Source organism: Stieleria tagensis (genome assembly GCF_024129865.1).
GTDB classification, from domain to species: domain Bacteria; phylum Planctomycetota; class Planctomycetia; order Pirellulales; family Pirellulaceae; genus Stieleria; species Stieleria tagensis.
Genome location: NZ_JAMYFE010000119.1, coordinates 1 through 12,961, shown reverse-complemented (window position 1 = coordinate 12,961; position 12,961 = coordinate 1). Strand labels below are relative to the sequence as shown.

At 56.0% G+C, this 12,961-nt stretch carries 12 protein-coding genes and 1 pseudogene; 8 read left to right on the top strand and 5 right to left on the bottom strand.

Going from position 1 to position 12,961, the window contains the following annotated elements; genetic code table 11:
• Window positions 1-48 precede the first annotated feature (48 nt).
• From NHH03_RS24660 to NHH03_RS24650, 3 genes are read left to right on the top strand one after another with little or no spacing between them, the layout of a single operon-like run.
• Complete coding sequence (locus NHH03_RS24660; protein ID WP_253160789.1) at window positions 49-576, top strand: UvrB/UvrC motif-containing protein; 528 nt, start codon at window positions 49-51, stop codon at window positions 574-576.
• Window positions 577-623: 47 nt separating this feature from the next.
• Window positions 624-1,661: a protein arginine kinase gene (locus NHH03_RS24655; RefSeq protein WP_261364447.1), complete on the top strand. Its 1,038-nt coding sequence runs from the start codon at window positions 624-626 to the stop codon at window positions 1,659-1,661.
• A gap of 24 nt (window positions 1,662-1,685) precedes the next feature.
• A complete protein-coding gene (locus NHH03_RS24650; protein ID WP_253160786.1) occupies window positions 1,686-3,104 on the top strand; it encodes an ArsB/NhaD family transporter in 1,419 nt (472 codons plus the stop codon).
• A 47-nt stretch (window positions 3,105-3,151) separates the two neighbouring features.
• Here the strand turns inward: NHH03_RS24650 and NHH03_RS24645 are convergent, their stop codons facing one another.
• The 3 genes from NHH03_RS24645 to NHH03_RS24635 all read right to left on the bottom strand — a co-directional run bounded on the left by NHH03_RS24645 (window position 3,152) and on the right by NHH03_RS24635 (window position 5,325).
• Window positions 3,152-3,502 carry a hypothetical protein gene (locus NHH03_RS24645; RefSeq protein WP_253160784.1) on the bottom strand — a complete coding sequence of 117 codons (351 nt, stop codon included), beginning with the start codon at window positions 3,500-3,502 and terminating at the stop codon, window positions 3,152-3,154.
• A gap of 270 nt (window positions 3,503-3,772) precedes the next feature.
• Window positions 3,773-4,585, bottom strand: coding sequence for a methyltransferase (locus tag NHH03_RS24640; protein WP_253160782.1), 813 nt, complete (start codon window positions 4,583-4,585; stop codon window positions 3,773-3,775).
• Window positions 4,582-5,325 (bottom strand): zinc-ribbon domain-containing protein, encoded by a 744-nt coding sequence (locus tag NHH03_RS24635; RefSeq protein ID WP_253160780.1) that lies wholly within the window; start codon window positions 5,323-5,325, stop codon window positions 4,582-4,584. The genes NHH03_RS24640 and NHH03_RS24635 overlap by 4 nt, the downstream gene beginning before the upstream one ends.
• 58 nt (window positions 5,326-5,383) lie before the next feature.
• On the opposite strand from NHH03_RS24635, the pseudogene fliW reads away from it, so the two are divergent.
• Window positions 5,384-5,827, top strand: a pseudogene (gene fliW / locus NHH03_RS24630) (flagellar assembly protein FliW); the annotation flags it as partial.
• A 427-nt stretch (window positions 5,828-6,254) separates the two neighbouring features.
• Window positions 6,255-6,479, top strand: coding sequence for a carbon storage regulator CsrA (csrA, locus tag NHH03_RS24625; protein ID WP_253160779.1), 225 nt, complete (start codon window positions 6,255-6,257; stop codon window positions 6,477-6,479).
• A 31-nt stretch (window positions 6,480-6,510) separates the two neighbouring features.
• Here csrA and NHH03_RS24620 read toward each other — a convergent pair whose 3' ends face one another.
• Complete coding sequence (locus NHH03_RS24620) at window positions 6,511-7,020, bottom strand: acetolactate synthase (protein WP_253160777.1); 510 nt, start codon at window positions 7,018-7,020, stop codon at window positions 6,511-6,513.
• Window positions 7,021-7,187: 167 nt separating this feature from the next.
• Between NHH03_RS24620 and NHH03_RS24615 the strand changes: the two genes are divergently transcribed.
• The 3 genes from NHH03_RS24615 to NHH03_RS24605 all read left to right on the top strand — a co-directional run bounded on the left by NHH03_RS24615 (window position 7,188) and on the right by NHH03_RS24605 (window position 11,749).
• Entirely contained in the window at window positions 7,188-7,619 is a 432-nt protein-coding gene (locus tag NHH03_RS24615; RefSeq protein WP_253160775.1) for an acyl-CoA thioesterase, read from the top strand.
• A gap of 177 nt (window positions 7,620-7,796) precedes the next feature.
• Entirely contained in the window at window positions 7,797-10,373 is a 2,577-nt protein-coding gene (locus NHH03_RS24610; protein ID WP_253160773.1) for a DUF1592 domain-containing protein, read from the top strand.
• A gap of 26 nt (window positions 10,374-10,399) precedes the next feature.
• Entirely contained in the window at window positions 10,400-11,749 is a 1,350-nt protein-coding gene (locus tag NHH03_RS24605; RefSeq protein WP_315861488.1) for a DUF1552 domain-containing protein, read from the top strand.
• A 118-nt stretch (window positions 11,750-11,867) separates the two neighbouring features.
• Here the strand turns inward: NHH03_RS24605 and NHH03_RS24600 are convergent, their stop codons facing one another.
• The gene (locus NHH03_RS24600; RefSeq protein ID WP_253160769.1) at window positions 11,868-12,614 is read right to left on the bottom strand and encodes a hypothetical protein; all 747 of its coding nucleotides are present in this window, start codon (window positions 12,612-12,614) and stop codon (window positions 11,868-11,870) included.
• Between the last annotated feature and the right edge of the window lie 347 nt (window positions 12,615-12,961).

Below are 12,961 nucleotides of genomic sequence, written 5' to 3'. Positions count from 1 at the left end.
ACCTCTTCCTGCCGGACCCGGCCGAACCACTCACAAAACGGATTGACCATGAAGTGCCAATTTTGTGAAAAACCGGCCACCTTCCACATCACGGAATTGACCGAGCCGGCCGGGCCACAGGTCATGCACCTGTGCGAAGAACACGCCAAAGGGTTTTTGCACAAAGAAGCCAGTCCCCCGATGACGGCGATCGCCAGTGCCTTGGCCAAGCAACTCAGCCAGGGCAGTGACGATTTAGAGGAACTTGATCAAAAAGAGTGTCCGGTTTGCGGGATCAGTTTTTTTGAATTCCGCAATAGTGGGCGTCTCGGGTGTCCTTATGATTACACCCATTTCGAAGCCGACCTGCGGCCGTTGTTGATCAACGTGCACGACAAAACCGAACACATCGGCAAGAAGCCGACCCGATCGGCCGGGACCGCCGATTCGCTCGCACGAATGATCGGAATGCGACGCGAGATGGAAGAGGCGATCGAGCGCGAGGACTATGAACGCGCTTCGGAAATCCGTGATGAACTCAAAGCGATGGAAGATCCGATCGCCCCCCCAGCCAATGACTCGGACGAAACATCGTGAAACGCGAAGCTGATTTTGATGAACTGGCCCGCTATACCGGTGAATGGATGCGTGGCGAGGGGCCTGAATCCGATATCGTGATCAGCACGCGGATTCGCTTGGCTCGCAACCTAGCCGATTTTCCCTTCATCCGCCGCTGCAGTGATGAAGACCGACTGAGTATCGAGCGGACCGTGCGTGCGCGGATGGAAAGCTTGACCGACCAGCACTGGGAAGCGGCCCAGTACGTCGACTTGGAACCACTGTCGGAAATCGATCGCCAATTGCTGGTCGAACGCCAGTTGATCAGTCGCGAGATCGCCGAATCCAACGGCTCGCGTGCCGTCGCCTTTGACGCCGCCGAAGGTTACAGCGTGATGGTCAACGAAGAGGATCACTTGCGGATTCAAGTGATGAAAAGCGGATTGGACGTGAAGAACACGTGGGAGCAAGTCAATCGCATCGACAACATGCTGGAGGAAGTCATCCTGTATGCCTTCCACCCACGTTACGGCTACTTGACCGCCTGTCCGACCAATGTCGGCACGGGACTGCGGGTCAGCGTGATGCTGCACTTACCGGCGCTGGTGATCACCGAACAAATGGACCGTGTGTTTCGCTCCATGCAGCGGATCAACGTGACGGTTCGCGGACTCTATGGCGAAGGGTCGCAGTACACCGGCGATTTTTACCAGGTCAGCAACCAGGTCACGTTGGGGCACACCGAAGCGGACTTGCTGGCGTTGGTCGGTGACGAAGTCGCGCCCAAAATCATCGAATACGAACGCAAGGCCCGCGAGGCACTGTTGAAAAACAATCGCGATGATTTGCATGATGAAGTCAGTCGGGCGATGGGCATCTTAAGTACCGCGCGGAAGATCAGCAGCGAAGAAACCATGCACCACCTGTCCAAAATTCGTTTGGGCATCAGCATGGGGTTGATCGACCAGTTGGATGTCAAAGTCATCAACCAATTGTTCCTGCAATCCCAGTCGGCGCACCTGCAAAAACTGCAAGGCCGGATTCTTGGGACTGCCGAACGGCATGCCCGCCGGGCAAGTTTTTTGCAGCATCATTTGACCGGCAAAGAGGGCTTGTGGAATTGATCCTTCCCACGGATAGGTTTGTTGATGATTTGCGTTGATCTGTCGCTGTCGGGGTCTGCCTATCCGTTTCTGGTCGCCAGTTCGCTCGATCAGGCACCGATCGAACCGGCCTCTGCTGGCGTGATGCTGTTGTTCGCCGCAGTCATGGTCGCCACCTATGTGGGTGTGGCGGTCGAGCGTTTTCACAAGACCGTGGCTGCGCTTTGCGGTGCCGCCGTGTTGGTCACGCTCGGTTTAGTGCTGCACCTGTTCGAATATCCAACGATCTATGAATTCATCAAAGAAGACCTGAACATCTTTGGTGTGATCATCGGGACCGGGATACTGGTCGATGTGGTCGGCAAGAGCGGGCTGTTTCATTTTCTGTCGATGTACATCGTTCGCTTCACCGGTGGATCGGCATCCAAACTCTTTCTGACGCTGTGCATCGTCACGTTTCTGTTCGTCGCTGTGCTGACGATCGTCCCCGCGATGTTGATCCTGTCCTCGTTGGTGCTGGTGATTTGCCGCTCGTTGAACTACAAACCGATGCCGTTGTTGCTGAGCGTCGCGATCTGTGCCAATAGTGGTGCAATTGCCACGTTTGCCAGTGGATTGCCCAATATCATGATCGGGACTGCTGCGGGGATCCCCTACAGCCAATTCTTGTTTGTCAGTTTGCCCTACGCGGTGGTCAGTCTGGTTGTCGCGATCGTGTTGTTGCGATTCTTTTTTCGTAACGATCTGCCCTGGAAACAGACCGCCGAGCAACAGGCCGAATTACGAGCCCAGATTGAAACGTTTGATCCTTGGGCGATGGTCGAAGACAAGCGGGTGCTGATCCGCAGCGGCAGCATTTTAATGATGACTGTGGTCGGGTTTGTGATGGCCCAGCAATTGGGCGTGGGCATGGATTTCATCGCCATGGTCGGTGCCACGGCGGCGTTGCTATTCGCGGGCAAAGGCGTGGAGGACGCGATCGCCAAAGTCAATTGGACGGTGATTCTGTTCTTCATGGGGCTGTTCGTGATCATCGGCTGCGTCAAGCAAACCGGTGCGCTCGCCTGGGTCGCCCAGCAAGTCGTGGCGCTCTCGGGCAACGAGTTGATGTTGCTGGTTCCGTTGCTAGGTGTTTTTTCGGCGGTCGCTAGCAGTATTGTCGACAACATTCCCGTCGCAGCGACGTTGATCCCGATCGTTCAGGACATTGCCGGTGACGGTAGCGTCGCCATCGAACCGCTGTGGTGGACGCTGATCATCTGTTGCAATTTGGGCGGCAACGGCACGCCGATCGGATCAATTTCTTGTGTGATTGCAATCTATGCGCTCAAGAAAGAAGTCGGCGTGCACGTCGGTTGGGGCACCTTCCTGAAGATCGGCGGACTGATCATGTTGATTCAGGTCGCCGGTGCGATCGCCTATGTCCTGTTATTCAACGAAGCCGGATGGATTCCATCCCTGTAAACGCGGGTGCGGTAGTGGATCGTGTAAGAGATCCGTCGTGATCAGTGCTAGTTATTACTGAACCCGTAGCCCACAGCGATTTCACGGCCCAGGGGATTCACCGCGAATGCTTCGTGGCATTGTTCGCACAGGTCGTACTGTTCGTGGCCTTCGTCGGATTCGCTGCCGATACCCTGGTCTATCTCGAGAGCTAATCCTGGATCGCCGTGCACTCCCAGTTCGGCATTGAGTTCGCGTTGCAATTGATCGTTCAGTTCGGCCAGTTGGTCTCGGTCTTCGATATCTTCATCCTTGGGCTCGACAGTGTTTGCCAAGCGAACGTCGATCTCGACGACAAACCTTGCTTCCGTTTCCGGATCGATCGTGCGTTTGCAGCGATCACAGGTGTAGTGGATCATGGGCGATTCCGACTCGCGATTCGTTCGAAGAAAGCGGCAGCTCTTTTCAAAGAGCATTCATCGAATAGAAAATGAAAAAGAAATCAAACCCGCCGCTCACCCCATGTTAATGAGATTGGTTGGCCGGTCGCAAGTTTTTTGTTTGCGGTGTTGTTGGCGGACCACTGGGGGTCGCCGGTGCATCGCAGGGGTGCAGTTCATGATAACGCGATCTGCAACCTCAGACGTCTATTTTTTGAGCCGCCCTGTCGCAGATTTCAAGACTGCAATTCATGGTTGATCAGATTCGGCACTTACAGGATCGCTGGGGATCTGATTTTTCCCCAAGCGAATTTCGACCAGCATGCCTGGCAGGAAATTCGTTGCCAGTTCATCCAGTTTTCGGTCGTCCAGCACTTTCGTCTGGTAACCCATTCGTTCCGCCTCCTTTAATAAACGCGAGATTGCCGGCACATGTCCGTATGCCAGCAAGCAGCGACCGCCCGGATTGAGGTGTGTTGGCAACCCGGCCAACAGGCTGTCCATCAGAGCAAATTGAGGATCGTAAAACGCGTGGTCGGCCGGTTTCTCGATTTGGCCGTCTTCCCAGGGTGGGTTGGAAAGGATCAGGTCAAATCGCTCATCCGGTCGGATCACGGAAAACGCATCCGGTGATTGAGCGTCGACTTGGCGAACGTCCAATCGCGAATCCAATTCTAGCATCGCTGCATTGTACCGGGCGTTGGCCACCGCTGCCGGATTGATGTCTGTGGCGACCACCGCGTCGGCGCCGTTGCCCGCACACACCAGCGAGATCAATCCTGTTCCGGTGCCGATCTCCAACACCTTTCGGCCTTCGGCGATGCCGTCTTCACTGATCAGCTTGCGTAGTGCCAGCGAGTCGTCGGGTTCCCAAAACACACTTTCAAATTGCAACAGCGGTTGCTCGGACAGTTCGTCAATGGTGATCGTTTGCACGATGTGGTAGTCGTAATCCAAGTCGTTGCGGTGGCTGCGGCGGCAACCCCCGGCAAACAGCGACGTCAAGCTGACAACGATCACCGTGGCCGCGATGGTATGAGTGGACTGCTTTGAATGGATCATTCGATGGGTTCCCAGTGCAATGCCGCTTCGATTGCAGTTTCGTATTCCTTCTCGGTCATCTCCAGCACGTCTCGCATGCCGGCCAGTGCTTTGGACTGTGGTTTTTGTAGTTTACCTTCTGCGGTGGCCGCCAAGAACATCGCGCCCAGCGCTTCAGCCTTCTGCGATTGCGTCCAGCGTCGGGAAACCGTGAGCACATAGTTGTGGGCACGGATCCCATTTTGCTGTGCGATCGAACACAGTTCACCGAGTTCCTCGCGATCCATCCGGCGATCGAGCAATTGATTGGCGATGGCCTGCAGCGTCTTGATTTCTCGTCGGCTGGTGGTGCCGTCTTCTAGCACGATCAGCAGAGCCGACCGCATGGCTTCGTCACGGAACTGTTCGACCTGAATCGATTCGTGTTCCTGTTTGTTCATTTCCAACACCGTCGGATCCCATTTGTCGCGACAACCGCTGCATTGGACGAACAGCTCGGCATCACCGATGGGAACAACCGGGATGAAGTACAGCGTCAAAAAAGGCCGCCTGGCGCGCAGCCGGTACTCTTGGGTGCTGTGACAGGTGGGGCAGTAGTATTGGCCTTGCTCGCGCGTCCGAGTCAGATTCATCGTGCCGATTAAGATCATGAAACGCTCGCCGGCTGGTCCGGCGCGGTATGCCTGTGGGACGTGAACTGGGGTGGTGGTGTCGTATCGATATGGGGGTTCTCGTCCGATTTTGTCGATTTCGGAAGTCATACCGCCGATAGGGATAGTGTAGGCAACTTCAATTACTCAGCGCGACCGAGCCATACCGATGCGGATCGATACTCAACGATTTGGCACCCTAGCCTTGGATCAAGATCAGCTTTTTCTGTTCCCGGCTGGTTTGATCGGAATGGAAACGCTGCGTGACTGGGCGTTGCTGCCGGATTTGGAGAATCCCACTGTGGCATGGTTGCAGAGCGCCACGCGTGGGGATCGGGCATTGCCCGTGATCAGTCCGCGCGCGTTCATTGACGGCTACCGCGTTGAAGTGTCCCGCCGCGAGTTGAGCGGACTGCATTTAAAACCGGGTGCCGAGTTGTACGTGCTGACGACGTTGTCGGGGCACAGTGGCAAATTGACCACGAACCTGCGTTCGCCGTTGGTCTTGAATCTGTCGCGTCGTTTGGGATGCCAGGTGATTACCGACAATGACCAGCCCTTGCAGTATGCATTGCCATCGATTGATTCGGCAGGCGCATTGTCGGCCAGCGAAAATCTGTCTGCAGCCACGACGCAGTTGACCGCCGAAAATTCGGCCAGTCTGGTCAAGCAACTTCATCGCGCCGCCTGAATTTTCGCAGTTTTCGTTTGCACTGCGGGGTAGAATGAGCTCTCGCAGTGGCGATTTTTACGGTGGTATCATGTCTTGGAGGGGTTCGATCAACCTCCAGATTGGGACTTCCGTTCCAATCCGCTGTGCGCGATGAATCGGCACGACCGGCATGCGCCTACTTCTAAAGAACGATATCAAATGCTGGCAGTGTCAGGCCGATGAACAGGTTGTCAGGCGACTGGTGAATTCGTTCGCTGGAAACGTCTGGCATTTTGATCATCCTTCCCGATCCCACTATCGAGGATGATCAATTTGTAGCTGTCACCTCTCCCAGTTCCTTCTAGAATTCAATGATGTCGAGGCCAATATGCTGGTCCTATCCCGACACCGCGACGAAAGCATCATGATTGGCGACGACGTCGTTGTCACGATTGTCGATATCCGCGGCGACAAAGTCCGCTTGGGTATCGAAGCCCCCCAGTCGATCCCGGTACACCGTCAAGAAGTTTACGACGCCATCCAGCGTGAAAACCGCCGTTCGTCACGCACCAGTGCCGCGGCAGCGAAAGACATCAAACCGCCGAGTGAATAAGATTCGGTGATTGAACGTCAACGTTGAAACGTCACTGTTCGATGGATGGATTGTCGTCCAAGTCACCTTCGGTGATGATCGTAAATCCCTTCTCGTTCAATGTCTCCATCGCCATTTCGATGTTTTCGACCATGATCGCAACCGCCGGTTTACCCAGTGGCCGAACGATCAGCGGATACGTCTGAATGATGTTCAGTTCCGCCTGTAACAACGCGGTACAGACACGCAGTAGCGGTTGGGGGCCTTCGGGCAATTGAACACCGATCAAATCGGTCTCAATCAGCGCTAAACCGCTGCGTTCCAAGATTTCTCGTCCACGATCTGCATCGTTGACTAGGAATCGGACGAACGCGCACTCAGCGGCATCGTTGATCGATAGCGCACAGATCCGGATTCCCGTTCCCTCGAATCGACGAACCACCTCTAGCAGTTGGCCGACTCGATTTTCGAGAAAGATTGTGAATTGGCGAAGTGCCGGATAATTCCGGCCGCGCATGGTGTCAAATTTTGTCCCCGCTCCACTTCCTTCGTCGGATTCCATCACAGCCTCGTGGTGCTTGTGGCCCCGCCTGTTCAGTCAGGCGTGAGTGTGTACGATTCGCGCATCCGAGCGGTCCAGCTGGCCTGCACAGGCAGGCGCGGAGAGTGACTCGGCAATTGTCGATGGTAACATTGACCGATTTTTGACGCGAGCACCAGCTAGATTCGATGCCAGACGAGTCACTTCTTCGATACACGTACCATTTTCGGGTCGCCTACCACCAAACAGACGGCCAACGGCGCGTCCACCACTCGAACTATCTGAATTTCTTTGAGGACTCCCGCGTCGAAATGCTGCGTGCCGGCGGACTCAGCTACAAGCAGATCGAGGACTCCGGGCGCTTGCTGGTGGTCACCGAAATGAACGTCCAGTATTTCGTGGCGGCCGAGTTTGACGACCAGTTGCGGGTCGAAGTCGAGTTGACGGAGGTCCGCAAAGTCCGTCTGCGACATCTCTATCACGTCCTGCGTGACGACACCTTGATCGCACGGGGCGAATCGGTGATCGCCTGCGTGGGGCCTGAGGGGCGTCCCAAACGGTTGCCCAGCGAGTTTTTAGCCTTCGCCGATCAAACAATGACCGCGAAATCGAAGGTTTGACCAAGCAGAGAGCAATCGTACCCCCCCGGAAAATCGCTCAATCGAGCGGTTTGGCTGGACTATTCACCGCTGATTGCCCGATTTGGCTGGAAACGTTTGCCTAATTTCATACAATGACAAACGCCCACCTTCGCCGGCATCGTGCTGGTCCCGCCTACCCACTTCCATGGTTTGTCCGTGTTCGATCAATGGATCGCAATACGCCAGATCGTCTCGCACACCTCGTGTGCTTCGTCGATCGCGTTTCGAACGACCGTTTTTTGCTGCGCCCTCGTCGGCCTGCTGACGCAACCCGCTGCGCTGTCCACCGCGTCGGCTGAATCTCCGCAGCCTGATTCCAGCGAAGGCGACAGCCCCGCCCAAACCGCAAGCCAAAGCAGCGCTGCGGCCAAGCAACTGGAAACTTGGACCACCGAGGGATTGCCGTTGATGCAGTCCTACTGCACCGATTGTCACAACGCAGATTTGCAGGAAGGCGGACTCGATCTCAGCCCCTTTGAAACGCTGACCGATCTGAGCACTTCGGAAGTCGAACGTGTATTGGAAATGGTGCGTTTTGGTGCGATGCCACCAGAAGATTACGGGGTGCCGGAAATTGAGGAACGCAAACAGTTGGTGTCGGCTTTGGAAGCGACCCTGCATTCGTCGACCTGTGACCTGCGCCCGTACGCCGGCAATGTCACCGTCCGCCGCTTGAACCGCAGCGAGTACAACCATTCCATCCGCGATTTGTTCGGCATGGATTTGCGTCCGGCCGATCGTTTCCCATCAGATGAAGTCGGCGCGGGGTTTGATAATAACGGCGACGTGCTTTCGCTTAGCCCGATGTTGATCGAGAAGTACATCGAAGCCGCCGAGACGGTGTCGACCCAAGTCGTGATCGATCCGGATTCATTGGAGGAAATTGATCGTGAGATACCGGGCGACCAGATTCCGATTTATGGCGAGCCTAAAATCGGTAGCTTTGGCGGACGATTTGTCGACCCCGATAGTTTCGCCTGGATCGACTTGGATGTTCCCTTCGAAGGCGAGTATCGAATTGGCGTGCGTGGTGGCACCACGTCCAAACAGCATGATCCGGTTCAAGTCGGGATCTACGATGCCGACGGGATTTTGATTGCCCACGACGAACTCAAGTATTTTGGTGGAAGTGGTAGTGCAGACTCGATGAGCGAGACGGTCAAACTACCGCGGGGCAAGCAACGTCTATTGATTGCCCCGGTTCTGGACGATCGTGAATTGGTCGTCGGTGAAACCAAGTTGAACGCGGTCGAGTCGATGGATCCCGAACGCGTCAAACAGATCCTTGCCGCGATCGGTAAACCGGTCGAACCGACACGGCGAATCGACGAGGACGACTATCCGTTCATGTTCCGTTCGTTCAGCATCGATGGCCCGGGCAAACACCCCCGCGATGCGTTCCCGCCAAAGCAGTTCGAGATCGTGCGTCACGTCGCTCCCAAAGAACGCGACCGCTATAAAAAGGTCGAGGAGACGGCGATGAAGAACCTGCGGGAGTTCATGCCGATTGTGTTTCGTCGCCCGGTTGCGGACGAACACATCGCTCCCTACGCGGCGCTGGTGAAGCAAGCCACGGACGAGGACAAGTCGTTTCACCGAGGGATGCAGATCGCTCTGTCGGCCGTGTTGGTCAGCCCTCAATTCCTGTTTCGTGTCGAAACGCCAGTCGACGGTACCGAGCCCAACGAATTCGGCGACTATCCGTTGTCGCAGCATCAATTGACCACGCGTTTGTCCTACTTTTTGTGGAGCAGCACGCCGGACAAGACATTGCTCGACCAAGCGAATCGAAATGAATTGGACGAAAAACGATTGAAGCAAAACGTCCAGCGGATGTTGAAAGACGACCGCGCCGATGCCTTGGCCAGTGAGTTTGCCGCCCAGTGGTTGGGACTGCGAAACTTGGACGGACACGATGCCGACGGGGACCGGTTTCCGGAGTTCAACGATTCACTAAAAACGGCGATGCGCCGAGAAACCGAAATGCTGTTTCTGCATGTCCTGCGAAACAATCTGTCGGTCAGCGAATTTCTGACCGCCGACTACTCGTTCCTCAACGCTTCCCTGGCCAAACACTACGACGTTGATTTCAAAGGCGACGGATTTGCCAAAGTCTCACTGGCCGATACGCCGCGCCGTGGTTTGTTGGCCCATGCCAGTATTTTGACACTGACCAGCACGCCGAACCGGACCAGTCCTGTTCTGCGTGGCAAATGGATCTTGGAAAACATGCTGGGCACGCGACCGCCGGACCCACCTGCCGGAGTGCCCGAGCTGAAAGACACGCAAGCTGCCGCGGACAACGCCACGCTTCGAGAGCAATTGGAACTGCACCGCGCCAGCCCGTCCTGTGCCTCCTGTCACCGTGTGATGGATCAGTTGGGATTTGGTCTCGATGATTTTGACGCGGTCGGCAAGTTTCGCAGCGAAGATGCTGGGAAACCGATTGACGCCAGCGGTGCCTTGCCGGATGGGCGTTCGTTCAACGGCGGAGTTGAACTGACGCGGATGCTTGGCGAAACCGAAACCGATGCTCTGGCACGGACCCTCATCGAACGTCTGTTGACCTTCGCCATCGGGCGTGAATTGACCCCGGATGATCGTTGCACGCTCGATGAAATCGCTGCCCAAACCAAACCGAACGACTACCGATTGGCTGATGTTGTCACCGCCGTTGTGGCCAGCCGCCAATTTCGATTCCGTACCGCTGACACCCATTCGCTGTCACGTTAGGGAAACCACTGGAGAGGAGATGGATGATGAATTATTCACGCACCTTGATTGAACGCCGAACCCTATTGCGCGGCTCTGCCGCGGTTCTGGGATTACCGCTGTTGGAAGCAATGACGCCGATGGCCAAGAGCGCTTTCGCGTCTGCCGAAGCCGTCTCCCGCCCGGTACGGATGGCATGCATCTTTGTTCCCAACGGTGTCATCATGCCGCAGTGGAAACCGACGCGAGGTGAATCGGGGGAAGATACCGATTGGGAGTTGTCGCCAACACTGCAGCCCCTGGCCTCTGTCAAGCAGAAGATCAACGTTATCTCCAACTTGGCGCATGACAACGGCCGCGCGCACAAAGACGGTGCCGGTGACCACGCCCGTTGCTGTTCCACGTTCTTAACCGCCGCACGGCCGCTGAAAACCAGTGGCAGCATCCGCCTGGGCGTCTCGGTGGACCAGGTTGCCGCATCCCAGTTGGCTGGCCAGACACGCCTGCCGTCGATCGAATTGGGACTTTCCGGCAGCCGTAATGCCGGCAGTTGTGATTCGGGGTATAGCTGCGCCTACAGCAGCAATATCTCCTGGCGCAATGAGACCCAGCCGATGCCCAAGGAAACCATTCCACGACTGGCATTCGAGCGAATGTTTGGTACAGGCAACTCGGCCGCACGCCGTGAAACCAATCGGGTCCGGCGCAGCATTCTGGATGTGGTTCGATCCGATGCCAACCGCTTGATGAAAGACCTGGGCAAGTCGGACCTGCGCAAGATGGACGAGTATTTCACCGGTGTCCGCGAAATCGAGCAGCGGATCGAACGCACCGAGCAACAGGATGCTGCCGCATTGCCTGATATCGATGTTCCCTACGGACGCGTCGATGGGTTCCGCGAACATGCCCGATTGATGTTCGATCTAATGGTCGTCGCGTTTCAAACCGATACGACGCGAATTGCCACATTGATGTTGGACATGGCTGGCGGCAATCGACGTTACACCGATCTGGGAATTAGCGATGGCCACCACGGGATGAGTCACCACCGGGACAAGCCGGAATTGGTCGAGAACCTGCGCAAGATCGATCACTACCTGGTCGAGCAATACGCCTATTTCTTGCAGAAGTTGGAATCCACCAGTGACGCCGGCGGTTCGCTACTGGACCAGTCGATGGTTCTCTATGGAAGTGGAATCAGCGACGGAAATCGTCACCGTCACGAAGACCTGCCGATCGTCCTGGCCGGTGGAGCAAGCGGTCAAGTCAAAACCGGACGCTACATCGATGCCGGTGAAGAATGTCCGATGGCGAATCTGTTCCTCAGCATGCTGGACCTGATGGGCACCCCCGCCGAATCGATCGGCGACAGCAGCGGACGTCTAGCACTCAGCTAGTCCTCGACTAAGCGAGAGCCTGGTTGAGATTGATATGAAAAACTCGAAAACCCTCGGTGTTCTTCGGGTGGATTGGAGTTTGCCAAGGCTTCAATGAAGGGGCGCGACCAGATCGTAGCTATTCGTCGTCGCGATGTGCCAACTCGTAGCGAAGGACTTCGACGTGAGCGGGGTGAAGCCCAGACACGGGGACTTCGCCCACGATTCGACCGTCTCGGTCAGCTTCCCAAAGACGGTCAAAACCAATGCTGAGTGGCAGGTTGGGTTCTTTCTGTATGTAGACGTGTCGGCCGGCGTCGTTGAAGATTTTAAGGGCCCAGTGATCCCAGCTTTGCCAGGTGTCTTCTTTGGTCACCATCGCGATCACGTACTTGTCACCACCGCGAACGGCTCGGTTTGCAACCGAGAATCCATTCTTGCGAAGCGTGTAGCGCATCATTGCGTTGAGAAAAGCTTGTCGTCGCTCGCGAAGTCGCTGTGCACTGACCGCCCGACCGTGCTGGTCGGTTCCGCTCTTGGCGGCCTTCCAAGCAAGGTTGATTCGTCGAAATTCAAGGTAGTACGTTCCGGGCAGGTCAGCACGCCGCAGTTCCGTGCGTTCCTGGCCGAACTTCGCCCCTTGAACAATGATGTCGCCGACGTGCGTGTACAACTGCGGGGCGGATGTCGCAGCATTAATGTTTCCTTCACTGGCCTGGAGCGCCCAATTCCAGCAAGCCGCTGAAAACATATTAGGGCTGCCGTTAAAACCACGATGGGTCAAAAGTCCTGGCCATCGATCGCCCAAGTAGTGGGTTTCGTAGGCGTTGCGAAGTTCGACTAGCTGATTGCGTTCTTGCGAGGAAAGTCGTTGGTTGGCAGACATGGTTCGTCGTTGAAACTCCCAGGTTGGTGAATAGCGGCCTCGTCCTCGCTAAGCGGGAGTCTCCGGCAACTGTTTCACCAATTATCAAAAGAAGTTTTTCAAGCTCGATCCCTACCCGCCGTGGGAGCGCGTGTTCCCGGTGCTCGCAACCTAGGGTGGCGGTTTGCTCGCTGCGCTGGCAAGACCTGACCCTAGGTTAGGTGTGTCTAACGCCGTTGGCGTAAAGAGACCCCAACCCGAATCAAGATCTTCGCCACACGGTGTTCTACGGTTGTGGCCGCTGGCGTGCCGCTGCGGAGACAGGCCTGCTCGTGCTAGCTCAAAACGCTGTCTCTTTATACACATCT

Excerpts from the sequence above, each read along its gene's own strand:
- NHH03_RS24600 (WP_253160769.1), bottom strand. The coding sequence starts at position 12,614 with ATGTCTGCCAACCAACGACTTTCCTCGCAAGAACGCAATCAGCTAGTC.
- NHH03_RS24645 (WP_253160784.1), bottom strand. The coding sequence starts at position 3,502 with ATGATCCACTACACCTGTGATCGCTGCAAACGCACGATCGATCCGGAA.
- NHH03_RS24605 (WP_315861488.1), top strand. The coding sequence starts at position 10,400 with ATGAATTATTCACGCACCTTGATTGAACGCCGAACCCTATTGCGCGGC.
- NHH03_RS24660 (WP_253160789.1), top strand. The coding sequence starts at position 49 with ATGAAGTGCCAATTTTGTGAAAAACCGGCCACCTTCCACATCACGGAA.
- NHH03_RS24655 (WP_261364447.1), top strand. The coding sequence starts at position 624 with ATGCGTGGCGAGGGGCCTGAATCCGATATCGTGATCAGCACGCGGATT.
- NHH03_RS24640 (WP_253160782.1), bottom strand. The coding sequence starts at position 4,585 with ATGATCCATTCAAAGCAGTCCACTCATACCATCGCGGCCACGGTGATC.
- csrA (WP_253160779.1), top strand. The coding sequence starts at position 6,255 with ATGCTGGTCCTATCCCGACACCGCGACGAAAGCATCATGATTGGCGAC.
- NHH03_RS24635 (WP_253160780.1), bottom strand. The coding sequence starts at position 5,325 with ATGACTTCCGAAATCGACAAAATCGGACGAGAACCCCCATATCGATAC.
- NHH03_RS24650 (WP_253160786.1), top strand. The coding sequence starts at position 1,686 with ATGATTTGCGTTGATCTGTCGCTGTCGGGGTCTGCCTATCCGTTTCTG.
- NHH03_RS24620 (WP_253160777.1), bottom strand. The coding sequence starts at position 7,020 with ATGGAATCCGACGAAGGAAGTGGAGCGGGGACAAAATTTGACACCATG.
- NHH03_RS24615 (WP_253160775.1), top strand. The coding sequence starts at position 7,188 with ATGCCAGACGAGTCACTTCTTCGATACACGTACCATTTTCGGGTCGCC.